Genomic DNA, 22,911 nt, shown 5'->3' on the forward strand with positions numbered 1-22,911 from the left:
CTCATCATGAACTACTATACTTGACGAAAGGAAGAGGTGATCGATTTGTTCAAAACTGGTGATTTAATCATCTATTCGACCCACGGAGTTTGCCGCATCGACGACATTTCCGACATGACGGTCGCGGGTGAGACGAAGTCGTACTACACGCTCCACCCCATCAACAACGCACAGAAATTGCAAATCAGTATCCCCGTCGATAGTGACAAAGTAATGATGTTGACGCTCCTTGAAGCGAAAGAAGCAAAAGAGATCCTCGAATCGTTCCGCTCGCCGGGTGTCGAATGGAATCCCCATCCGAACAACCGCAATCGCGAATTCTTGAACGTCGTGCACTCGGGTAACCGCCACGAAATCGCTCAAGTCATCAACACGCTTGCCCGCCGTCAAAGCGAGGCCCTCTTGTTGAACAAAAAGTTGTATGAACAGGACCGTAAGATTCTAGAGAACGCTAAAACGATCCTCGTGAAAGAACTTTCGCTCGCGCTTGAATTATCGGAAGAAATCATTGATCAACAAATTGTTGCTTATTTAAGCGAAGAACCTATCGTCACTACTTGATTGGCCCCTTCCGTGCGAAGAGGTCTTTTTTTTGTTCGAACATGGCTAGCACTTGCTCTTTCAGTGGTTGAAAGCTTTGTCCCACATGTCCGTGGTACATGAAATGCTTAGAGCAGAGAATCGTCCCGATTGTCCCATCTTTGTACGTGAAAGTGATCGGACCGGCTGCAATCCAGTCTATTAATCGCACTTTCGGATTGAACGTTACAGATGGTTTCAGCAATTCTTTTTCCAGAAGCACCAACAACTCCCCAAGTGCTTGCTTGCTGTGGACGATTATTACTTTGGGTTGGTAGGAAATGAATAGCTCACGGAAAATTTGACTACCATACTGGATCAAATCAGGATCCACTTGAAGTAATTGTTTTGCTCGTCTTGTCGGATATGCATTCATGTTCGTCTCAATGACATTAATCTTTCCTAAGGATTTTTCCTCTAAGTCATTCACGAATTGGTTCAAACCGACCCGCGTACGAGATAAAGAACTCTTGCCCTCAGACAGACGAATCGTCTTTATTTGCTCAATGAAGCGTTCACGATTGCAAATTGTATTGATATATTCTTCGACGCTTGAAAACGCATCTTTTGAAATCGGCGTGGCCGGATTAATACCGACTATGAAAACATTCCCTATTGAATCAGGTGATGCACTGACAAATGGACGAAAATAGATGTCATGGGAAGGCACTTCGACCCACGTACGTATCTTTTCATTTGTTCGCATATTCAGGTCCCCTCTTAGTCGCTCTCGACAGTGATATCTTCCGCGAGCCCCGTGTTGTTGATTTTTTTGTATTGCTCATACACATCCGCCACATCAACGAGTTCTTCCGGATCTAAAAGCAATGTCTTTGATCCTTTTTCAATCAGAAGAAGTGGATGGTCTTTAAATTTAATTTCTTCAACCAGACCATTCGCATGTTGGATAAGGAGAGTCTCTGTTGTCGGTCTCATGCAACGGATTTCCCAGCGGTCGAGCCACTCAAGAACATCTCTCACCTCCCATTCGACATCGAACAGAATGGCGACCAGGATATAGTGTCCTGCATGCTTCATTAAGACTGCGAAACAATCACCTAACTGAATACATTCCGTCTGTGCCGTCTCCATGTAGTCTTCATAGTTGGGAAGCACACAATATTCGAAACAATCCGGGTACTTTCGAAGTTGATTAACATAATCGCCGTACTTCTTACGTTCCCAGTCAGAGAGAATGATTTTATTCATGTAACACCTCCTATTTTTATGAATAAGACATAATTTTTATAACCAATATATGGATTAATTGTCTTATAATGGCTCATCACCATAACTCGTGGTTGCTATTTTGACGACCGATCTCGAGGCGCAATCTTAAAAAGAATCGTTCGAGGTTTCGATAGCCATAACCACGGCGTTTGATGAGCTTGATCTTGTTGTTCGTCCCTTCCATCTTCCCGTTCGACAACCTTGACACGATGGTCTGGCGCATTGCTTGCTCTCGGACCCGGATCGCTTTCGCGATCTTCGCTAAGGGCCCGCACGGATGGAACTGATAACGGTCCAACCAGTCCGTCAGCCGCCGTTGCGCCTGTATCTCGCACGTCGCCTTCAGCACATACCGGATATGCTGGAGCCCTTGATAGAGGTTCCGAATGAATGGATCTTCCTGAATACAGGAACGGGCGACCTCCCGGTCTTCCCCAGTCAGCGTTTCCGGGCGACGCGCGAGCGAACGATCGATCACGCGAACGTGGTGATGGCGTCTTGCCTCGTTCAAAAAACGACGCCGTCGGCGAAGAGCGTCCGTGAAGAACTGGACGAGGTGGAACCGGTCCAGCACATGTTCTGCCTCCGGGAAGACATGGTTGATGGCCTTCGCCATCGCCGGTGCAAAATCACTGACGACAGAACGGATATCCCCGGATATGTCTTGAAGTGCTGCCGTGATGGCTGCCACGTCCCGGCCCGGGACAATGGACAGAAGCTGTCCACTCTTGGCATCGAGGACAATCGTCGCATAGTGGTGCCCCTTTCTCGTGGCGAACTCGTCGACCAGGACATGCGTTGCACGCTCCATCGTCTCCACTGAAGCGTACTGATAGAACCAGCGCTCCACCGTCGTATAAGGGAGGCCGTACTCGCGTGCGACATCTGAGATCGTCCGTCCGTGGCAACGTTTTGCGATGCCTTTCCGGAAAACCTCGGTGGAAGTGCGGACGAGCCCGAGACCGTAGTCATACACGAACGTCAAATCACAAGAGGTGCATCTTTGACGTGGGACATCCAGTTCGATCCAGAGTACACCGACGTTCCACGCATGACCGTGTCGAAAGCGACGCCGCTTTTTCGAATGCTGGATGGTCTTTCTCTGGCAAAGCGGACAAGGGATGTCATGTCGACCCGGGATGACCGGAAAAACGTTTGGTTCTTCGTCTGACGACATTTGGATCTGAAAAAGGGCTGGAAGTGGAAGAAGTAATTTGATAAACTGTTGGGACAAAGCGAAAACTCCAATCGTGGTTTGTCTAAGCAACAATTACGATACCGGGGTTTTCGCTTTTTTTCTATGTTCAATTCAAAATCCGATGGATTTTATGTGTCAACCACACCTTATGGTGATGAGCCCTTATAATCAAAAAGAAAAAGCGAGAATATTTTCGTATTCTCGCTTTTTCTTTTTAATTGTGGACGACGCCTTTCTCCTTTAAGCCGAGCGCCATCGCTGTTGATTCATGAATCGTCTTGAACAGCTCCGGGTGATCCGAGAGCGAGACGCCATATGACGGCACCATCTCTTTGATTTTCATTTCCCACTCCGGTATCCGGTTCGGGAAGCACTGCTCGAGCACCTTCAACATGACGTGCACCGCCGTCGACGCGCCAGGTGACGCCCCGAGGAGTGCAGCGACCGATCCGTCTTCGGCGCTGACGACCTCCGTTCCGAACTGGAGCGTCCCTTTGCCTTGCACCGTATCTTTGATGACTTGGACACGTTGCCCGGCGACGACGATTTCCCAGTCCTCATTTTTCGCGGTCGGGATGAACTCACGAAGTTCATCCATGCGTTTGTCGTGTGATAACAGTACTTGCTCGATCAAATATTTCGTGAGCGGCATTTCTTTCGCACCGGCTGCGAGCATCGTCACCACGTTATACGGTTTGACCGATTGGATGAGATCGAGGTTCGAGCCCATTTTTAAAAACTTCGGCGTGAAGCCGGCGAACGGACCGAACAACAACTCTTTTCGATTATTGATGTAACGTGTATCGAGGTGCGGCACCGACATCGGCGGCGCGCCGACTTTCGCCTTGCCGTATACTTTCGCGTGATGTTGTTCGACGACATCTCGGTTTTTACAGACGAGGAATAGGCCGCTCACCGGGAACCCACCGATATGTTTGGATTCTGGGATGCCCGTCTTCTGCAAGAGCGGCAAGCTGCCGCCGCCACCGCCGATAAAGAGGAACGGGGCCGTATGCGTCTCAATCGTATTCGCCTCGATGTCTTTCACTTTCACTTCCCACAAGCCGTTAGCCAAACGCTTCACATCTTCGACACTGTGTTTGTAATTGACCTCGACCCCTTGCTTCGTCAAATGCTCGAACAGCATCCGTGTGAGCGCACCGAAGTTGACGTCCGTCCCTGAATCGATTTTCGTGGCAGCAATTGGTTCATCCACCGTCCGGCCTTCCATCACGACCGGCATCCACTCTCGCAATTGCGCCGGGTCGTCCGATAAGACCATCCCTTCGAACAACGGATTATTTGTTAGCGCTTCCAAACGTTTTTTCAAGAAGCGGATGTCTTTTTCCCCTTGCACCATGCTCATATGCGGAATCGACCGGATAAAATCTTCCGGCTGCTGAATCAAGCCTTTGTTGACGAGATGCGCCCAGAACTGACGCGAGATTTGAAACTGTTCATTGACGTTGATCGCTTTCGAAATATCGAGCGTGCCGTCTGGCTTCTCGGTCGTATAGTTCAACTCGCAAAGGGCTGCATGTCCCGTCCCGGCGTTGTTCCATTCGTTCGAACTTTCTTCCCCTGCACTTTCGAGCTTCTCAAACACTTTGATTTCCCACTCTGGTACGAGCTCTTTAAAGAGCGACCCGAGCGTCGCGCTCATGATTCCTGCACCGATCAAAATGACGTCTGTTCTCTTTTGGACACTGCTCATGAAAACCCCATCCTTCTCCCCTGAATTTGTGCGTGAGACCGCCGTATAAATCCCCATTCACCGACAGTCCCTTTTATAATCGTTATATTGATTATAACGCTTTTGTGATGTTTGATAAGGGTTAAGTACGGAAAACATCAATGAAACTTTTAGAAAGGGGAAACAGCTCATGAGGCGCGGCGTCAGTTTCAAAATTCCAAATGCATATGGCAGCTATCTGTCAGAAATATTGCGTCCGATAGAGGTAGAGCGTTATACGTGGTTAGTCGGCGGTGAAGAATCATATGTCGTCGGAAACGATGGCATCGATCCATTGTTTCAAGAACCGACCGTCATGGAAGGTGGTCCATTCACCGATTTGATCACTCACGGTGAACAGTATTTGATTTTCGTCGATTTAAAAGCTTTTCTGAACGGTCCCATCACAGAAATCGAGACGTATGAGGCTTTTCTCAGTAGTCCTTGCGACCTTGCCGTGTTAATCGTGGATAGCATGTTCGTCGATATTTACTGCAAGAACCCACGAATGATTGATCATCTTTATGAACATATGCTCGCGTGTGGATTTGCTGACGTCACGTACCTCACCGATGCCAACGACTCGAGAACGAAATTAACGATTTGGTGAGTCACATGTCAAACATTCAAGGAGAATCCATCATGCCAACCATCTATCTCGTCCGCCACTGCTCGGCCACCGGACAGGAGCCCGACGCAGCGCTCACGGAAGCAGGTGAACGACAAGCGCTCGAACTCCGTGATTTCTTTCAAGACGTCCCAGTCACACGCATCATCTCGAGCGACTACAGACGGGCGGTCGCCTCGATTACACCGGTCGCCACGGCGAGCGAGTTGCCGATTGAGACAGAGCCGAATCTGCGCGAACGGACCCTATCTTTAGAACCGCGTGACGATTGGTTCGAATTGCTCCGTCACTCGTTCGAAGACAACTCGTTCGCTTTACCCGGTGCGGAATCCGGACAAGACGCGACCGCGCGGATTTTAAATGTCGTGGGGTGAGCGGACGGTACAACGATTCTCGTGACACACGGTAATCTGCTCGCGCTTTTGTTACAACATGTGGATAACCGATTTGATTTCGAGACGTGGCGAAATTTGAGCAATCCTGACGTTTATCGGCTCGAGATTGTGGATAACTTTTGGTCGGTGGAACGCGTCTGGTCCGCCCCTACTTGTGGATAACGTTATCCACAGAAAAAGCCGCCTCAACTGAGACGGCTTCCGTATGTTACTTTTCCACAAAGAACATCGAGATGGCGCCGAGTCCGACGTGTGTCCCGACCGAGACACCCATTTGCATGAGGTAAATGTCCCCATCGAAATCTGTCTCCGCCTCAATCTTCGCTTTCAAGTTCTCCGCGATCTTCTTGTCCGACGTATAACCGATGATGATAAAGTTCGTAATGTCTTTATCACAGCGTTTCACGAACTGATCGGTGTAGTGCTTGAGCACTTTGCGCGTGCCCCGCTCTTTGGCGACGACGGCACCTTTGCCGTTCTTCATACTCATGATCGGCTTGACCATGAGCAACTTGCCGATGATGGCGCCCGCGTTCGAGATGCGTCCGCTCTTGATCAAATGATCCAAGTCGTCGACCGACAAGAAGTGTTTCACTTTCATCTTATACGCCTCGTTGAACTCAACGAGCTCTTCGAACGTGGCACCCGCTTCACGCATTTGCGCACTCTTCATCAAGAGCCAACCGCTCCCGTGGCTCATCGAGCGCGAGTCGACGATGTGAATCTTAACGGGCGAGTCCGGGTGCGCTTCTTCGAAGTACTCTTTCCCGAGCACTGCCGATTGATACGATCCGCTCGTTCCGCTCGACATACAGATGCAAAGAATCTCATCATGTCCCGCCTCGACCGCGTCTTCCATTAGCTTCATAAACGTGGCCGGACTCGGCATCGCCGTCGTCGGGAATTCCGGTAGCGCTTCCAACATTCCGTACAAATCATCGGGCTGGATGTCGACGCGGTCCTCGTACGACTTGTTGTCAATCGTGACGATGAGGGGGGCGACCCCAATCTCGTATTTGGCTAAAATCTCATCTGACAAATCGCAAGTTGAATCTGCTAGTAATTTTATCATAGTACCTCCAAATATCTTTCCTCTGTGACGGGAATCATCCTAGTTCATTTCGTCGATCCGGACGTCACGATAGGATTCCTTTATTGTATCAGAAATGGGGGGAGACGTTTTTTTTTACTAGGTTTTAACGTGTTATTCGTTCTTATGGCCATTGCGATGACGAAGCGTCTATACGTTTCCATACAGAGACCTCCATAGATAAAATGTCGCATACGCCTCCCAACCGGCGAACGATTCACCGATAGCCCGTACTTCTTCTAGCGTTAGCTTGTCATTTCGCTCGAGGTGATATTTTAACGCTTGATGTAAACCTGCGTCGGCAACGGGAAAGGCTGTCTTGTCTTGGAAACATTTCATCCGTACATAGTCGGCCGTCCATTCCCCGACGCCGCGAAGTTCGAGCAGACGTCTCTGGATTTGTTCCGGTGAACAGGAGCGCAACTGTTGTTTGGATAACGTGCCAGCTGTCATTTCCCGGGCGATGCCGATGATATACTCTGCTTTACGCACACTGAACTGCATGTCTCGCAAGTCGCCAGGGGACAGCACGGCGACGCTCTCGGGTCGTGGGAATGTCCAATGCGTCACACCGTCCACTTCCCTGGATTGTCCGTAACGCTCGACGAAACGGCGTTTCAACGTATAGGCGAATGACAACGTGATTTGTTGACCGATGATCCCCCAGGCGAGCGCCTCGAACAAGTCGGGAAAGCCGATCAACCTGAGCCCTCCATACTCGCGAACGAGTGGCCGTAACAAGTCATGCGTTTCCGCCAATCGTTCGAAGCTGGCGACGTCTTGGTCGAGGTCGAACCACTCGCGGACATACCGTTCCACGTCCGCTTTATCTTCGTTTGTGATTTCCTCTTCTTCGAACGTGACGACAAGACCGGGGGCCGCCGCCTTGATTTCGCCTAACCGCAAGCGCCCGTTCATATCAAATAGTTTCCACACCGCGTCGTCGGTCGCCACGTGCATCACTTCCGTTTCCGATCGGCGCAAAAACGTGAGGCACTGGTGAAAGTCAAACGGTGGATCGACTGTAATCATAAGTTGGGTCGGTTTCATTGCATCCCCCTCATCTCTTCTACTGTAACAAATTCATCTTTCCCCTTTCTTGCACTTTCTATTACATTCCGCGACTCGTCGCGGTCTTGACGACACAATAAAAGAGTGGCGCCAGTCGTGCGAGCCACTCTTCGGTCGTTATTTACTTCACGGCCACTTCCACGTTGTCGATCGTCACGTCATGCGCACCGAGCGGTGAACCGTCCGTGCGTCCGAGGAGGAACTTGAGCGCTGTCATGTCTTTTTGTGGCATGACGAGCTCGAACTCAAACGTCTTCGTATCCGGTCCGAGGGCGACAACCTCGCTCAAATAGCGTGTATACGCTGCATTCTCGACCGTGACTTCCATATTCCGTGCTTTTGTCGACGAGGCATCGAAACGGACGACGTACGTCTGGCCTGGGTGCAACTCAAGTCCGCTTTGCTCCATCAATACGCTCCATGGCTCCTGACCTTCGCTCGTGATGACGAGACGTGCCGCTTCGTTCACCGCTTCGACTGCTGCTTGGGCGTCATAGTGGACGTATGAGCCCCAATGCGTCAATCCTTCCGCAAACGTGCCGTTCTTGAGCGGCGCCGGGTCGAACTCAACTGGCGTCACGTCGAACAACTTGACGTCGTCGATCGCAATCTCACCTTTCGCCGAACCGAGGACGAAGCGCAACTGGCTCAACAAGTCCGTCTCCGCGTTCATCGTGAACGGGATTTCAAACGTTTCAAACTCGCGTGTCAACGCGACGTCTTGAAGCGGTACATACGCTGCGCCGTCAAGACCTGCGAATCCGACTTGAAGTGTGTTAATGCGTTCCGCTTTCGCTTTGAAGCGGAGCACGTACTCGTGTCCTTCTTGCAATTGAATCCCGTTTTGAACGAGCGTTGCCGGCTCACCTTTTTTCGGGTTCGCTTTGAACAAGAAGTGGCGGAGTTCCGCATCGACCGTTCCAGTTCCTTTCGTCGCACCGGCATCGAACTGCCAGAACGTCATGCGGTCCATCGCCCCTTGGTCGAACGTGCCGTTGTAGACGTGGTTACCGTCACCGAGCGCTGGTTTCGTCGCGTTCGGGTCGAGTGCTTCACGCGGAGTCTGTTCGACACGGACGTTTCCGATTTGGACACCGGCCGTGCTGAGGCCGACGTTGAACTCGAGGCGTGCCGCGAGGTCCGTATCTTCCGTCATATCGAACGTCATCGAATACGTCTTCACGTCGGTCGTCAAATCGAATGAGCCCTCATCCGAATATTTCGCGTAACCACGGTCTGGTCCGCCGCCGACTTTCACTGCGATCGAGCGGGCCGAATCGGCGCTCGCGTCAAACGTCACTTTGTAGTGACCGCCTTTACCGAGTGCGACGTTTTGAATCAACTGGTGTGAATATGGCTGGCTGCCCGCTTGACTGATCGAGATGTCCGCAAAGCGTGAGCCTGCTTTCTCGATGACGTCAACCGTTCCGACCCCGCCAAAGTCTGGCAACGCTACATAGTTCCAGTACGTCGGGTCGAGTGCTTGTGCACCGTTCGTCACCGTCGTGATTGGTTTTTCGTAAGCTTGGTCGTAGACGAGGTTGCCGTCTTCAGTCGGTTGTTTCGCTCCGTCTGGAAGCACGATCTCTTCATCCGTATAGACAGGTTCCACCGCCTTGCGGTAATCACGGTTCTGTAAATCGTACACGCGGACGTAATCGACTTCCATGTCAGCCGGGAACGGAGTCGTCGCATCGACGTCACCGTCAAACCAACCGCCGACGGCCAAGTTCATGATCAAGTAGAAGTTTTGGTCGAACGGAGCCGGATAGCTGAACTTCGTCGCTTGGTTCAAGCCTTTGGCGTACCAATCGTTTTGTGTCTGATACAGTTTCCCATCGACGTACCAACGCAACTCGCCCGGCTCCCACTCGACGGCATATGTATGCCATTTGTCGATGCCGTTTCCTTCTTCAAAGTGATAGTCTTTGCCCGTATACTTGTTGTTTGGCCACGTCTCACCGTAATGGATCGTACCAGCGACTTTGTCTGGTTGACTGCCCCACGATTCCATAATGTCGATCTCGCCTGAAGCGGCCCATCCACCGTAACGGTCATCTTCCGGAAGCATCCAAAACGCCGGCCATAGTCCTTTGCCGATCGGAAGCTTGGCCCGCATCTCGTAACGGCCGTACGTTTGATTGAATTTCCCTTTCGTCGTCAACTTCGCTGACGTATAGTCATACGTCCCAAGTTCATCCGTCGTCTGCTCTTTCAGAGCCCGAATGACGAGCTTCCCGTCTTTTACGAAAGCGTTTTGTTTTTGTCCGTGTAAAACTGCTTCTCGTTGTTTCCCCATCCTGGTGCCACTGGATTTCCATCCTTGTCGACCAACCAGTTCCCCGTGTCGAAGTTCCATTTCGTTTGATCGATTTCCGATTTGTTGAACTCATCTGACCACACGAGCTTCCATTTCGTGTTGTCTTTCTTCTCCGGTTTCGCGGCATCTGCGCCATGTGCGCCTGACAAGACAAGACCGGTACCGAGTGCGAGTGCTACCCATTTCTTCATCAAAATTCCTCCTTTGACATAAATGAAGGCAGACACACTCAAACGGTACCTGCCTTTGCTCTAAACCTACGCGCTAATATTGAAACCGCTTTCCGAAAGCGCTTTCGTTATTCCTATTATATTTTTTTCTGCCGTTTGAATTCAACTATTTTCTTGAAGTGACATGTAAATGACATATAAAAAAGCATCGCCCATTTTAGGTGATGCTTGGTTGCCAATCTGTGAACGTGACCGTGAATCCCGGCGCATCGGTGTCTGGGCTGCACGCATACGGACCGATGCGTAGCGTCGACACGTCATGCAAGTGCGCAATACGCAATTGCTCGCGCCTCCCGTCCCCATATTCGAAAAAGACTTCCACGTCGCCGTCCGTATAGACGAGCTCGAACGTCAGTGGTCCTTCGATCTCTTCGTTCGAAAAATCGCGTGTCGACCAGTCCGAGTAGCCGTATGACGTGACGACGGCGCCGAGGTGCGACGGTCCGTCCGGGATGTATTCGACAGACGTCTTCAGCCAATGATCGTCGTTGACGTATAAGAAGATGCCAGCCTGATCGTACGTCGCGTTCGGTTTCATCTCGAGCGTCGCCCGGCATGTGAACCGCTTCGACGTGACGTCCGTCAACAGCGCATGCGCCGTCATCCGATTGAACCCGTAGTGCGTGTTCCGCCAAAAATCCGTGTCAGGCAACGTATGAAACGTCAGTCGTTCAGCCGCCTCCACATCGTTCGGTTCATTCATCCATTGATATTGTTCCCACATGGTTGATCCCTCCCCATTGTCCTCGCATCGCGAACAGCAATGGAATCATCGGTTCATGATACGGAATGAACGCGCCGCTTCGAATCATGCTCAAAATAGTCGACTCGTCCGCCCATTGTACCGCCTGCACTTCTGATTCCTGCAGCGTCAACTCGTCAAGGTCGACGTCCGCCTCGACGAGATAGATGTCGTCGAACCCTTCGTCGAAGTTGACCGTCAAATGCGGTCGCGTGTGTGTTAAATCTAGTTTCAGGCCGATCTCTTCTTCGAGCTCGCGCATCGCCGCCTGTTGACTCGTATCCCCGACCGTGGCGCTGCCGCCGACAGTGATGTCCCACATATTCGACCAGCCATCTTTAAACGGTTGGCGCTGTTGAATCAACATCTGTCCGTTTTTGTTGAAAATACAGACGTGGATGACGAGGTGATAGTCACCGTTCTCGAGACGGTTACCCCGTTGCCATGTCCGCCCTGTTTTCTCGCGATCGACCGTGTACACGTCCCATAATTCCATCTTGTGTTCCCCTTTACGTCGCAGCGCTCGAAGATGCCGCTTGGTCGGCTTTGACGCAGTCGATGGCGACGACGATTGAGATGAGCAAATGTTCCATCGCGTCATCGACCACTCGAATCTCGTACGTATCGCCCCACGTCAGCCATTTCTTTTGGACGCTGCCGATGACATGGCCGTCCTGTTTCACTTCGAAGTCCATGTCCCACCAGTTGCCGTCGACTTCAATCCCGGCCGCGTCAATCGTGTAGCGCGGTTTGAAGAATGTGAACTCTTTTGAGATCGTCAACGTCTCTTCTCCCTCGACGTCGACGTAAAACGTCGGCAAGAAACTGAACGTCTTCTTCGTAATCGTCGTGATCTCACGTCCGCTCGTATCCGCGATCGTGAACGACTTCGGCAGCTTCATGAAGCTTCCTTCGACGAAATAAATGTCGTGCTCATCCGCATCCTTAATCGTAAAACGTCCGCGCAGACTAAACACTTTCTGTTTCATGTAGAGCGTATTCATGTTCATCCCTCCGATTCGTTGATTATTCTTTTCTTTATACGACTGTTTACCCGAATATGGTTCAACCTTTCATGCTGCAAAACAACTGTTTATACGAAACGTGAAGGGCGTATAATGAGATAAGGGGGTGGGAACATGGTTTCTGACGTGATTAACCAAGAAGTCATCGAAACGATTCGACAGAAGACAGACGCGGATTTCATTTTGTTGTTCGGTTCGTTCGCAAAAGGGACAGCTCGAGATGACAGTGACGTAGACCTCGCATATTTCAGTCAGAAACGCCTCTCACCTTATGAACGATTCACGTTGGGGAACGAAGTGGCCCTCTTATGCGGTCGAGACGTCGATCTGGTCGACATCCGTGAAGTGGACACCGTCTTCGCCATGCAGATTTTCTTAGAAGGCATCCCTCTGCTCGTGCAGGACGAAAATGAATGGGTCCGGCAACGGATCAAAGCATATCGAATGTATGCCGAGTTGAACGAACAGCGCCAAATGATAGTAAACAATATTCAATCTAGGGGAAGTGTGTTTGATGAATGACGTGATTCTAAACAAAGTGACGACAATTGAGCGTTCTATCAAACGGATTCATGAGGTCTATGAGGGAAATCCAGAGCACCTCCACGATTTCACGAAACAAGACAGCATCATCCTCAACATTCAACGCGCGTGCGAAGCGAGTATCGACATCGCGATGTACCTCGTCAGCCAAAAGAAGCTAGGGGTGCCGAAAGCGAGCCGAGACGGGTTCGTCATGCTCGCGGACGCAGGAATCATTGATCACGACCTCGCCAAGACGCTCATCAACATGGTCGGCTTCCGCAATGTCGCGGTCCATGACTATCAATCGCTCCAATTAAATATTTTAGAGGCGATTCTTGAGAAACACATTGATGATTTCAAAGCGTTCACAAAAGTTATTCTCCAGTTGGATGTGTGACAATAATGGGGGAGCAAATTTCAATTGAACTAACGATTGATTCATTAACTTATGACACCCAAATCATTGGCAACATCGCCTTCGTCATCAATTCTTATGATTATTTCCCGGGACAAAGCTGGTCCGATTTTGTCGCCATCGTCTTGAACTGGTGGATTGATAGTTGTCGTGCCCTTGTATTTGCGCCGTTACATGAATCGTATTCATTCTCCTTTATGGACGGACCAGTCAAAGTGGTTGCGAGGAAAGTGAGCGAGACAGAAGCCGAACTTTTCTACGTGGGTCGCGATGCACGTCACGCGCTCATGGGGACCGTGTCGATTGAAGAGCTAAGACTGGCCCTCATCAAAGTGACATACCAGCTTCTCAACGCAATCGACCGAAACGGTTGGGAGAACGAGGAGGCCGAGACGTTACGTTACACTGTAAAATCCATTGAAAGCATATAAAAAAGCGCCGCCTCTTTTCGAGACGGCGCTTCGTTCGTTATCCGTTTTTCATGCTGAACGAGTCGGCGAGCGTGAACGTGATGTCTTTCACGTCGAGTCCACCGAGCGCGAAATAGAGCTGCAAGTAGTTGTGTTGATTCAAGAAGAACACTTGCTTCGTCTGTGTCACCCATTCCCCGTCCGTCCCGTTGAACGTGAACGTCGGGCCCGGGATGTTGTTCGCGAACAGCGTCACCGGCATCTGGGCGAGTTCGCCCGCGTCCGATTTTGCCGTGATCGTCACGTCATACGTCCCCGTCTCATTGACCGATACGGCGAAGACGTGCATGCTTCCTGTCGATGTGTTGGCATCATTCAAACTGACAGGTTCTCCGCTCGCGAGGTGGCGATACGTCACATCAAAGTCGATGGCCTGACCGGCTTCCTCGTCAAGACCGATCACCTCGACCGATCCGTCGTGGATGCCGAGCTCACGCTCCATCGCTGAAGACGTCAACACGAACCGGCAAATGTTCGCCGCGCTCCGGAGCAGCTCCCCGCGTGTGAGAGAGCCGTCGGCGAGCGCCGCCGCTGTGTTATCGTCGAACGAGTTCGTATCCGGACGGTCGACGACCATATACAAGTCGTTTTGTGAGCGTACCATCGCCGCCGTGTTTTGACGGTTGGCCGGCTCGTCCTCGCGGGCGTTCACTTTCGCCCACCAGTCGGTCATGACGATGCCTTCAAAGCCCCACTCGTCGCGAAGGACGCGCGTGTTCTGGTCATAGAGACCGGCCGTCCAAACGCCGTTGACGGCGCCGTACGTCGTCATGATCGACGTTGCCTTGCCTTCCTTCACCGCCATCTCGAACCCTTTCAAATAAATCTCACGAAGCGCCCGCTCGGAGACGACCGAGTCGATGTCGTGGCGATGGGCTTCTTGGTTGTTGGCACTGAAATGCTTGAGCGTCCCGGTCACGCCGACACGGTGCATCCCGTTCAACTGGGCGATCGCCATCTTGCCCGTCATGTGCGGGTCTTCCGAGAAGTACTCGAAGTTCCGGCCGTTGAGCGGGTTGCGGTGAATGTTCATCCCTGGTCCGAGGAGCGTATCGACCCGGTTCTTCCGCATCTCAAGTCCTGTCATCTCGAACAAGTCTTCCACTAATCGCGTGTTGAACGTCGAGGCGAGCAGCGTCCCGTTCGGAAGCGCGAACGCTTTCGTCCCGATGTCCATGCGGATGCCGGACGGGCCGTCCGCACAACAGGCGGCTGGGATGCCGAACGTTTCGAGACGGTCCGACACCCCGCCGAACGCGGCGGCCGTCCCCGGCGTCACGCGTGGTGAGTTCATGCCTTGACCGCGGACGATGCAGGCGAGGTCCTCGTCCGTCAGTTGGTCGAGGAACGTCTCGAGGTCTGCTTTCCCGTGATAGACGTCTGCGAGCTTCACGCCTGTGTCGCCTGTCTCTTCACGCACGACCGGACGTTCTGCTAGATAACGTGCCTCGACGTCGACGCTGCGGAGCGGTGCCGCCTCGTAGCCGACCGTCAAGCCGGTTTCCGTCGCACGCGGTTTGATGCGCTCGAACGATGTGACCGGAGCCATATTCTCGCTGAGCGTCTCGACGACCTCGAGCGCCTCGACCGCATAGTCGTAGAACGCCTCAGCCGAACGGACGTCGGTGCCGGCGTAGAGGCGATACATGCCGGCCTCTACCACGAAGCTTGATTCGTGACCGGTCGCACCATTGTCGTCATAGCTCGCGAACTCTGTGATGGGAACGCGCAGCGTGAGCGTCTCCCGCTCACCCGGCGCCAAGAGATTTGTTTTGTCGAAGGCGACGAGCGCACGGGCCGGGTTGCCGAGCACGCCTTGCGGCTTCTCGACGTACAGCTGCACGACTTCTTTCCCGGCGACGTCTCCCGTGTTCACGACGTCAATCGTCACCGTGATGACCCCGTTCGTCTCATCTGAAGACACGACGCCCGTGGCGAACGTCGTATACGACAACCCGAATCCGAACGGATAGAGCACATCGTCTTTCGCGAACGTCTCAAAGTAGCGATAGCCGACGTAGATGTCTTCTTGATAAATGCCTTTGTCGGCATGTCCGAAGTTTTTCGTCGACGGATAGTCGTCGATCGATTTCGCAATCGTGTCGGTCAATTTACCGGACGGGCTGACCGTTCCCGTCAGTACATCGACAAGTCCGGTGCCACCTTCAAGACCACCTTGCCATGCGTAGAGGATCGCGCTCGGTTCGTTCGCCCAACGCATATCGATGATGTTTCCGACGTTCAAGACGACAGCCGTCTTCGAAAACGTCCGCGATACTTTATTGATCAACTCGAGTTCGATGTCGGTCAACAAATAACTGCCCGGGTCGGCCGTGTTGTCGCGGTCTTCCCCAGCTGTGCGTCCGATGAAAACGAGCGCGACGTCTGATACGGCAGCCGCTCGCTCAACGAGTTCATCCGTCACCGCCATCTCCGGTTGTGACCACGGTTCGCCGGCCCAGCCGACGCCTTGGTCGAACGGGTTCTCCTCGACCCACGCCTCGTACGTTTCGAGGAGCGACTCGTTGACGTCGATCCCTTCCGTCGCTTGAAGCGCCTCGAGCGGACTCGTCACGTGAGAGACGTTGACCATCCCGCCAGAACCGGTGCCGCTCTTGTAGTAGTTGAATTGACTGCGGCCAAAGACGGAAACGGTCGTCCCGGCTTTTAGTGGGAGCGTCGCCTGCTCGTTCTTTAACAGGACGGCCCCTTCTGAAACGGCTGTCCGTGCCAGTTGTTTATATGTATCCCAGTTCAATGTGTATGTCTTCATCTTGTCATCTCCTTTAATCCATTTGCGATTTCAGCCAAGCAATCTTCTGCTTGGGGATAGTCACCGAGTTTGTCCATGAATGCGTGATCCATCCCTCGGTATTGAATCAATCTCGTCTTCACCCCGTCACGCGCCAACTTCCGCGCGTACGCCTCACCTTCGAGCCGTAAATAGTCGTACTCGGCCGTGATGATCAAAGCGGGCGGTAAGCCAGTCACATCATCCGCGAACAACGGCGACACGAGCGGATTGGTCAGCTCGGCCTTGCCTTGCAGGTATACCTCATTCAGCAGTCCATCCGAATCGGCGAGCGCCGTGACGACGCCTCGAATGAGCTCATGGTGATGCTGAATCTCGTACTGTCCGATATCCCATTTATAATCGGCTGTCGGGATCGAGCCCAAGTTGACGACCGGATAAACGAGCGCTTGGAAGGTGATCCAGTTCGTGCCTTGCGCCCGGTCCATGAGGCAACACGCCGTCGCCAAGTTCCCGCCGGCACTGTCACCGGCGACCACGATTTGATGGCGGTCGACGTTTAACTCTTCTGCCTGCGTGTACACCCATTCGACGGCGGCGAAGCAGTCGTCAAGCCCTGCTGGGAATGGATGCTCCGGCGCTAACCGGTAATCGACCGAAACGACGAGTGCGTTCGCCTTCTCCGCGAGCCGTTTACACGGATTCTCGACCGTATCGAGCGTGCCGCCGAAGAAGCCGCCGCCGTGGAAAAAGAGGATCACCGGTAACGTCTCGATCACGTCCGGGCGATACATCCGAGCCGGAACATCCCCGTCTCGGCTCGGAATGTTGACCGTCTCCGTCGTGATGACGGTCGTCGTCACGTCCCGGTTCGGCCAGCCCATGCTCGCCCGGGCACTCGCTAAATCGAAAGCCTCGGGTCCGTCAGACGGCACAAAGGAGCGCATCGTGGCGAGCACCCGCGGGTCGAGGTCGCCCGGGACGTTCGAGTCCGGGATTGGTTTGGTGATGGTCTCGACACCTTCAATCGTATGAGACTGACGTACGGTTTCGAGTCGCTTGACTAACCGTTCATATGTTTCAACATCGTTCAACATATCGAGTGGTCCCCTTCCAGTTCAACGTTAGTAATGTATTCACAACAGCGATGATTCACACGTGCACAAGAAGAAATTGACAATCCCTCTTCTTTTCCCTACTATTTCTACTAATACCCAAATGGAGAGGGATGAATGGAATGACTGATATACAGTATGACATCGCCGTGATCGGGGCTGGGACGATGGGGATGGCGGCCGCCTCGTTTTTGACAGCACGAGGTGCGAAGACGCTCGTCATCGATGCCTTCGACCCGCCCCACGATAAAGGGAGTCATCATGGTGATACGCGAATGATTCGCCACGCTTACGGAGAAGGGCGACAATACGTCGCGCTCGTCAAACGGGCTCAGACATTGTGGGAAGAACTAGACCGCGAGACGGCTTATCCCGTTTTCCAAAAGACAGGTGTCCTCGGCCTAGGTCCAGCCGATTCTGTGTTCTTGAACGAGATGATCGCCTCTGCCGACGAACATGACTTGTCGCTTCAACGTCTTTCGTCTGCGGACATCATGAACCGTTGGCCTGGCCTTTCGGTTCCAGACGATTATATCGGCTGTTTCGAGACGGAATCGGGCCTGCTCTATAGCGAGAATGCGATTCGGGCGTATCGCGAGCGTGCTGTTCGAAACGGTGCCACCCTCGCCATGAACACGCCGGTCGTCTCCATCACACCGACAGCCGTCGGCATCACGATCGCGACACGGAACGAGACGTTCCACGCGAAGAAAGTGATCGTGACGGTCGGGGCTTGGGCGAAACAGCTCCTTCCTGATATCTCGCTTCCGCTGCAACCGACGAGAAAAGTCGTTGGTTGGTTCGATGCCGATGAAACATTGTTCAGCGACACGGCGTTCCCTTCTTTCTTTGTCGAGGACGACGAACGCATGTTTTACGGTTTCCCAAGCCTAGATGGTTCCGGCTTGAAAGTCGGTCGTACCGATGGCGGACAGCCAATTGAACCGGGTATACATACGCAAGACTTTGGCCGCTACGACGCGGACGAAGGTGACTTGCGACAATTCTTATCCACCTATATGCCGACGGCGAACGGTCCGTTGAAACGAGGTAAGACGTGCCTTTATACGATGTCGAGCGACCATGACTTCATCGTCGACTTTCATCCCGAGCACGACTCGATTCTGTTCGCATGCGGCTTCTCAGGTCATGGATTCAAGTTTGGTAGCGTCATGGGTGAAGTGTTGAGCGAACTCACGTTAAACGGCGAGACACCATTCGATTTATCACGCTTCCGCTTGTCCCGTTTTCAGGCATGAACGACGAACTGCCTCGTTTCGTGTATAATGAGGCGTAATCCAAATCGCTAATGAAAATTTCGAATACAGAAGTTTCTTACATGAAAACGAGGTAAACACATGAATCAACCACAATTTGCAGACTACCGTTTAAGCGAAGAAATCCAACGCGCACTCGGTATTATGAAGTACGTCGCTCCGACCGAGGTTCAACAGAAAGTCATCCCGCTCGCACTCGAGCGTCAAGACCTCGTCGTCAAAGCGCAAACCGGGAGCGGGAAGACAGCCGCCTTCGGTATCCCGGTCACGGAGCTGATCGATTGGGCCGAGAACAAGCCGCAAGTCTTGATTCTCACGCCGACGCGCGAACTCGCCGTCCAAGTCCGGGAAGACATGACGAACATTGGCCGCTTCAAGCGCATCAAAGCGGCAGCGGTCTACGGGAAAGAACCGTTCTCGAAGCAACGCGAAGAATTGAAACAAAAGACGCACATCGTCGTCGGGACACCGGGACGCGTCATGGACCATATCGAACGCGAGACGCTCGCTTTAGACAAAATCGAGTACTTGATTATCGATGAGGCGGATGAGATGTTGAACCGCGGCTTCCTCGCCGACGTCGAAGCGATTCTCGAGCAGTTGCCGACAGAGCGCGTGACGATGGTCTTCTCGGCCACGTTCCCGAACGATATCGAGCGCCTTTGCCGACAGCACATGAACGAGCCCGTCCGCATCGCCATCGAATCAGCCGGCGTCACCGCTTCAACGATTGAACACCGTTTGATCGAAGTCCGCCGCGAAGAGAAACTGTCGGTCTTAAAAGACGTCACTGTCGTCGAGAACCCGGACAGCTGTCTCATCTTCTGCCGGACGAAAGAACATGTCGACACGGTGTACAGCGAACTCGACCAAGCCGGCTACTCGTGTGAGCGACTCCACGGCGGGCTCGAGCAAGAAGACCGCTTCGCCGTCATGAACGGCTTCAAGATGGGCAACTTCCGCTATCTCGTCGCGACCGATGTCGCCGCCCGCGGCATCGATGTCGATAATGTCGCCCTCGTCATCAACTATGACGTACCGATGGAAAAAGAGAGCTACGTGCACCGGACCGGTCGTACAGGACGCGCCGGGAAGCAAGGAAAAGCGATCACGCTCGCGACGCCGCACGAAGGCAAGTTCGTCCACGCCATCGAGTCGTTCATCAAGTTCGAGATCCCGCAGATGGACGCGCCGACCGAAAAAGAGGTCGCTCGCAACCAAGCCGCGTTCGAAGAGAAGTTGAGCGGACGCCGCGTCGTTCGAAACAACAAGACGGCACGTATCAATCAAGACATCATGAAGCTTCACTTCAGCGGCGGGAAGAAGAAAAAACTCCGCGCCGTCGACTTCGTCGGGACGATCGCCAAAATCCCAGGCGTCACAGCCGACGACATCGGCATCATCACGATCACCGATCAGATGACATACGTCGACATCTTGAACGGTAAAGGTTCGCTCGTTTTAGAAGCGATGGAATCGACACCGATCAAAGGTAAAAAACTAAAAGTGAGTAAAGCCCACAAATAAACGGCTATGCCTGAGAAGATTCTTTCTTCTCGGGCTTTTTTATTGGCGTCACCTAATCGAAAGCGCTTTCGAAAACATGTAAAAAAGGAAGCGTCAAGAGAACGCTTTCAATGAAATCATACCGATATTGATGCTTAAATTCAACCATCCTCACGCGATTGTCATAAAAAAGCCCAGGCGGATTGCCTGGACTCGCTTCATAGGAACGATGTCTGTCTCTCTGTAAACATCAACTTAGTCGAGCAACTCTTCCGAGATTAACTTGAATCCTTCAATCTCCGTGTCGTCCTCCACTTCAATCAACAGGCACGGTCTACCTTTATAGTTCACTTGCTTCACGTATTTCAGGTCTTGCGGGCTGATGGCGATATTGGCCACTTTCGTGTTGATTTTAATCGATTTCGACGTATATTTCGGGATGACGCTGCTCGCTTTCATCTCGTATTGACGGTCATCGACGACTTGTTGGAACGCCGCTTCGACTTTTTCCGTCGTTACGTCCTCGACCCCGCTCGCCTTCAATACGATTTCGACCGTGCGGGCATCCATGACCGGCACCGTCTGGTCCTCTTCCTCACGCTCGGCCTCGGCGACAATGATTTGGTTAATCTCGTCGTACACAGTCGCGAGCGTCGCCAAGTTGACCTCTTCGCCGATGACGGTCTTGACGACTTCTTCGAACATCGCCTTCTCCTCGACGGCCGTCACGATCTCAGTGCCATTCAACACGTTCTCGATGAAGCGATAGTCCGGTTGATGCGGTTTTTGCGCCGCATACAAGATATGGTTGACGTCGGCCGCGTTGTCCGTGAAGCTCGGGAACATGAACCCGCCGACCGGCGCATCGAGCTTGATGACCGGATTGATGAAAATGTTCGACTTGAACTCGCGTTCGATGAAGTCAAAGACGAGCGACTGTTTCGGTAGCTCCGTCTGGTTGATGCTACAGAGGATGAACCGGGACGTCCACACCTCGTCACGCATGTCGATCTCCGTCTCCTCCGAGTGGCGGCGTGTCGGTTTATTGTATTTGAAGCGGATGAACGTGATGACCATGTCCTTCTCGAACGTGGCGTCCTGTACCGTCTTCAAGGCGACCCGTTGCATCAAGGATGCCCAGCCTTCGATATCGTCTGTCTTCAATCCCTCGTAAAGAAGCGTCTGCGTATGGTCACTTTGCCCGGGTTCCGGATGTTGAAACTTCACCTCGAACAGTTTCTCGTCCATCTTCCCGCCGAGTACTTTTTTGAAATTGGTGAGGAACAGCTCTTGATGTTCCTGCTCGAGAAACGGGAACGAGCGCAACTCCTCATGGAAGATCTCATTGCTGTCCTGTCGGATATAAATATTATAAATGTCAGCGATTTTGACCGCCTCTGCATTTAGTTTGAAATGTTTGCGGATTGCCGCGACTTCTTTTTGATTCATTCATCCCCACTCCTTCGTTCTTTCCTACGAACCGACTCCATTATACCAATAGTTGCTGTACACGCGTCCATGAGTAGTGCTAAAGCCGGGACGTCTGATGTCATATATTATGTCTCTCATCTTAACTTTTCTAATCTTTCTATTCATTTTTGTAAATTTCACGCTTTCTCGATGACAGCCCATGTATAGTCGATGTGCGTCCACCGGTTGGACGCGCTCGATTCGGTCGTCATACATATGAGGAGGCTCACCCATGTTGAAGAAAATGCTCAGTTCTTTATTCGCCATCGTTCTCGTTTTGACCACGCTCCACTTCAGTACACCGACCGCTTCGGCCTTGCCGCCGAACATTCCGTCGAAGGCCGACGCAATCACGAAACTGAACGCGTTGACCGTCCAAGCGGAAGGCGCGATGACCGGCTACAGCCGTGATTTGTTCCCTCATTGGAGCAGTCAAGGGAACGGCTGTAACACCCGTCACGTCGTCTTGAAGCGTGATGCCGATTCGGTCGTCGACACTTGCCCGGTCACGACCGGAAGATGGTACAGTTACTATGATGGTCTCGTCTTCACGTCTGCTTCTGATATCGACATCGACCACGTCGTCCCGCTCGCTGAAGCGTGGCGTTCAGGCGCGAGCAGCTGGACATCGACGAAGCGTCAAAGCTTCGCCAACGATTTGAACGGACCGCAGTTGATTGCCGTATCCGCGACATCAAACCGCTCAAAAGGTGACCAGGACCCGTCGACATGGCAGCCGCCGCGTGCCGGTGCGCGTTGTGCGTATGCGAAGATGTGGGTTGAGACGAAAAGCCGTTGGGGACTCACGCTTCAATCGTCAGAGAAAGCAGCGCTTCAAACTGCCATCAACGCCTGCAGCTATTGATTCAAAAAGGAGGACATTATGGATCAACAATCGTCTATCTTTAAAGCCTCTCACGGGGTCATGACCGAAGAAGTCGGTGTCATCAGCGGCGAACTCGAGCTGAAGACGACGTGCCAAGAAGACGGCACGCTCGAACTTGCGGTCACGTACGTCGGGGCCGCCGAATGGTATACATTACCCGGGAAAGACTACAAGCTTCACGATGTGCGGGACCACGCCGTCGTGCATCAACTGCTCGTGAACGTCCTCGAGCGGGCGTAAATGAAAAGGAGTCGC

General features: G+C 52.5%; 24 protein-coding genes. 10 read left to right on the forward strand and 14 right to left on the reverse strand.

The annotated features are described in order from the left end of the window. Positions 1 to 36 precede the first annotated feature (36 nt). Positions 37 to 561 carry a CarD family transcriptional regulator gene (locus P398_RS0102305; RefSeq protein ID WP_029333971.1) on the forward strand — a complete coding sequence of 175 codons (525 nt, stop codon included), beginning with the start codon at positions 37 to 39 and terminating at the stop codon, positions 559 to 561. Here the strand turns inward: P398_RS0102305 and P398_RS0102310 are convergent. The 4 genes from P398_RS0102310 to mqo all read right to left on the reverse strand — a co-directional run bounded on the left by P398_RS0102310 (position 554) and on the right by mqo (position 4,721). Beyond that, positions 554 to 1,285, reverse strand: a complete 732-nt coding sequence (locus tag P398_RS0102310) for a uracil-DNA glycosylase family protein (protein WP_029333972.1) — start codon at positions 1,283 to 1,285, stop codon at positions 554 to 556. The genes P398_RS0102305 and P398_RS0102310 overlap by 8 nt on opposite strands. A 14-nt stretch (positions 1,286 to 1,299) precedes the next feature. Beyond that, a complete protein-coding gene (locus tag P398_RS0102315) occupies positions 1,300 to 1,788 on the reverse strand; it encodes a hypothetical protein (RefSeq protein ID WP_029333973.1) in 489 nt (162 codons plus the stop codon). Positions 1,789 to 1,864: 76 nt separating this feature from the next. Continuing rightward, entirely contained in the window at positions 1,865 to 2,986 is a 1,122-nt protein-coding gene (locus tag P398_RS0102320; RefSeq protein WP_235263469.1) for an ISL3 family transposase, read from the reverse strand. 235 nt (positions 2,987 to 3,221) lie between these two features. Next, a complete protein-coding gene (mqo, locus tag P398_RS0102325) occupies positions 3,222 to 4,721 on the reverse strand; it encodes a malate dehydrogenase (quinone) (protein WP_024371045.1) in 1,500 nt (499 codons plus the stop codon). Positions 4,722 to 4,890: 169 nt separating this feature from the next. Between mqo and P398_RS0102330 the strand changes: the two genes are divergently transcribed. Then, positions 4,891 to 5,349, forward strand: a complete 459-nt coding sequence (locus P398_RS0102330; protein ID WP_029333975.1) for a DUF2691 family protein — start codon at positions 4,891 to 4,893, stop codon at positions 5,347 to 5,349. A gap of 32 nt (positions 5,350 to 5,381) precedes the next feature. Further along, positions 5,382 to 5,741 (forward strand): histidine phosphatase family protein, encoded by a 360-nt coding sequence (locus P398_RS16005; protein ID WP_051638850.1) that lies wholly within the window; start codon positions 5,382 to 5,384, stop codon positions 5,739 to 5,741. 229 nt (positions 5,742 to 5,970) lie between these two features. On the opposite strand, the gene P398_RS0102340 is transcribed toward P398_RS16005, so the two are convergent. The 7 genes from P398_RS0102340 to P398_RS0102365 form a co-directional block, all read right to left on the reverse strand. Continuing rightward, complete coding sequence (locus P398_RS0102340; protein WP_024371048.1) at positions 5,971 to 6,834, reverse strand: DegV family protein; 864 nt, start codon at positions 6,832 to 6,834, stop codon at positions 5,971 to 5,973. 168 nt (positions 6,835 to 7,002) lie between these two features. Then, positions 7,003 to 7,902 carry a DNA-3-methyladenine glycosylase family protein gene (locus P398_RS0102345; protein ID WP_029333976.1) on the reverse strand — a complete coding sequence of 300 codons (900 nt, stop codon included), beginning with the start codon at positions 7,900 to 7,902 and terminating at the stop codon, positions 7,003 to 7,005. Positions 7,903 to 8,044: 142 nt separating this feature from the next. Next, the gene (locus tag P398_RS16010; protein WP_235263297.1) at positions 8,045 to 10,222 is read right to left on the reverse strand and encodes a carbohydrate binding domain-containing protein; all 2,178 of its coding nucleotides are present in this window, start codon (positions 10,220 to 10,222) and stop codon (positions 8,045 to 8,047) included. Next, positions 10,168 to 10,434: a glycoside hydrolase family 16 protein gene (locus tag P398_RS17020; protein WP_235263298.1), complete on the reverse strand. Its 267-nt coding sequence runs from the start codon at positions 10,432 to 10,434 to the stop codon at positions 10,168 to 10,170. The genes P398_RS16010 and P398_RS17020 overlap by 55 nt, the downstream gene beginning before the upstream one ends. A 196-nt stretch (positions 10,435 to 10,630) precedes the next feature. Next, positions 10,631 to 11,197: a DUF1349 domain-containing protein gene (locus tag P398_RS0102355; RefSeq protein WP_029333977.1), complete on the reverse strand. Its 567-nt coding sequence runs from the start codon at positions 11,195 to 11,197 to the stop codon at positions 10,631 to 10,633. Then, positions 11,169 to 11,711 carry an NUDIX hydrolase gene (locus tag P398_RS0102360; protein WP_029333978.1) on the reverse strand — a complete coding sequence of 181 codons (543 nt, stop codon included), beginning with the start codon at positions 11,709 to 11,711 and terminating at the stop codon, positions 11,169 to 11,171. Before P398_RS0102360 ends, P398_RS0102355 begins: the two co-directional genes overlap by 29 nt. 13 nt (positions 11,712 to 11,724) lie before the next feature. Continuing rightward, the gene (locus P398_RS0102365; protein ID WP_029333979.1) at positions 11,725 to 12,219 is read right to left on the reverse strand and encodes an LURP-one-related/scramblase family protein; all 495 of its coding nucleotides are present in this window, start codon (positions 12,217 to 12,219) and stop codon (positions 11,725 to 11,727) included. A 135-nt stretch (positions 12,220 to 12,354) separates the two neighbouring features. Between P398_RS0102365 and mntA the strand changes: the two genes are divergently transcribed. The 3 genes from mntA to P398_RS0102380 are packed head-to-tail and all read left to right on the forward strand — an operon-like array spanning position 12,355 to position 13,611. Next, positions 12,355 to 12,762, forward strand: a complete 408-nt coding sequence (gene mntA / locus P398_RS0102370) for a type VII toxin-antitoxin system MntA family adenylyltransferase antitoxin (RefSeq protein WP_029333980.1) — start codon at positions 12,355 to 12,357, stop codon at positions 12,760 to 12,762. Beyond that, positions 12,755 to 13,162 (forward strand): type VII toxin-antitoxin system HepT family RNase toxin, encoded by a 408-nt coding sequence (gene hepT, locus P398_RS0102375; RefSeq protein ID WP_081828266.1) that lies wholly within the window; start codon positions 12,755 to 12,757, stop codon positions 13,160 to 13,162. The genes mntA and hepT overlap by 8 nt, the downstream gene beginning before the upstream one ends. Positions 13,163 to 13,167: 5 nt before the next feature. Then, positions 13,168 to 13,611 (forward strand): hypothetical protein, encoded by a 444-nt coding sequence (locus P398_RS0102380; protein WP_029333982.1) that lies wholly within the window; start codon positions 13,168 to 13,170, stop codon positions 13,609 to 13,611. A 37-nt stretch (positions 13,612 to 13,648) separates the two neighbouring features. On the opposite strand, the gene P398_RS0102385 is transcribed toward P398_RS0102380, so the two are convergent. Beyond that, the gene (locus P398_RS0102385) at positions 13,649 to 16,423 is read right to left on the reverse strand and encodes a glycoside hydrolase family 3 C-terminal domain-containing protein (RefSeq protein ID WP_029333983.1); all 2,775 of its coding nucleotides are present in this window, start codon (positions 16,421 to 16,423) and stop codon (positions 13,649 to 13,651) included. Continuing rightward, positions 16,420 to 17,499, reverse strand: coding sequence for an alpha/beta hydrolase (locus P398_RS0102390; RefSeq protein ID WP_029333984.1), 1,080 nt, complete (start codon positions 17,497 to 17,499; stop codon positions 16,420 to 16,422). The genes P398_RS0102385 and P398_RS0102390 overlap by 4 nt, the downstream gene beginning before the upstream one ends. Before the next feature lie 140 nt (positions 17,500 to 17,639). Here P398_RS0102390 and solA point away from each other — a divergent pair, with 140 nt between their 5' ends. Together solA and P398_RS0102400 are read left to right on the forward strand one after the other, a co-directional pair. After that, positions 17,640 to 18,776 carry an N-methyl-L-tryptophan oxidase gene (gene solA, locus P398_RS0102395; protein WP_200872639.1) on the forward strand — a complete coding sequence of 379 codons (1,137 nt, stop codon included), beginning with the start codon at positions 17,640 to 17,642 and terminating at the stop codon, positions 18,774 to 18,776. Between the two features lie 99 nt (positions 18,777 to 18,875). Next, entirely contained in the window at positions 18,876 to 20,321 is a 1,446-nt protein-coding gene (locus tag P398_RS0102400) for a DEAD/DEAH box helicase (RefSeq protein WP_029333986.1), read from the forward strand. A 234-nt stretch (positions 20,322 to 20,555) separates the two neighbouring features. Here the strand turns inward: P398_RS0102400 and P398_RS0102405 are convergent, their stop codons facing one another. Next, on the reverse strand, positions 20,556 to 21,749 hold the full coding sequence (locus P398_RS0102405) for a DUF4317 domain-containing protein (RefSeq protein ID WP_024371060.1): 1,194 nt from the start codon (positions 21,747 to 21,749) through the stop codon (positions 20,556 to 20,558). Positions 21,750 to 22,002: 253 nt separating this feature from the next. On the opposite strand from P398_RS0102405, the gene P398_RS0102410 reads away from it, so the two are divergent. Further along, complete coding sequence (locus P398_RS0102410) at positions 22,003 to 22,635, forward strand: HNH endonuclease family protein (RefSeq protein ID WP_029333987.1); 633 nt, start codon at positions 22,003 to 22,005, stop codon at positions 22,633 to 22,635. Between the two features lie 18 nt (positions 22,636 to 22,653). Beyond that, the gene (locus tag P398_RS0102415) at positions 22,654 to 22,896 is read left to right on the forward strand and encodes a hypothetical protein (protein WP_024371062.1); all 243 of its coding nucleotides are present in this window, start codon (positions 22,654 to 22,656) and stop codon (positions 22,894 to 22,896) included. Positions 22,897 to 22,911: the final 15 nt, after the last annotated feature.

Source organism: Exiguobacterium aurantiacum DSM 6208, from assembly GCF_000702585.1.
In the GTDB taxonomy this organism is placed as follows: Bacteria; Bacillota; Bacilli; order Exiguobacteriales; family Exiguobacteriaceae; genus Exiguobacterium; species Exiguobacterium aurantiacum.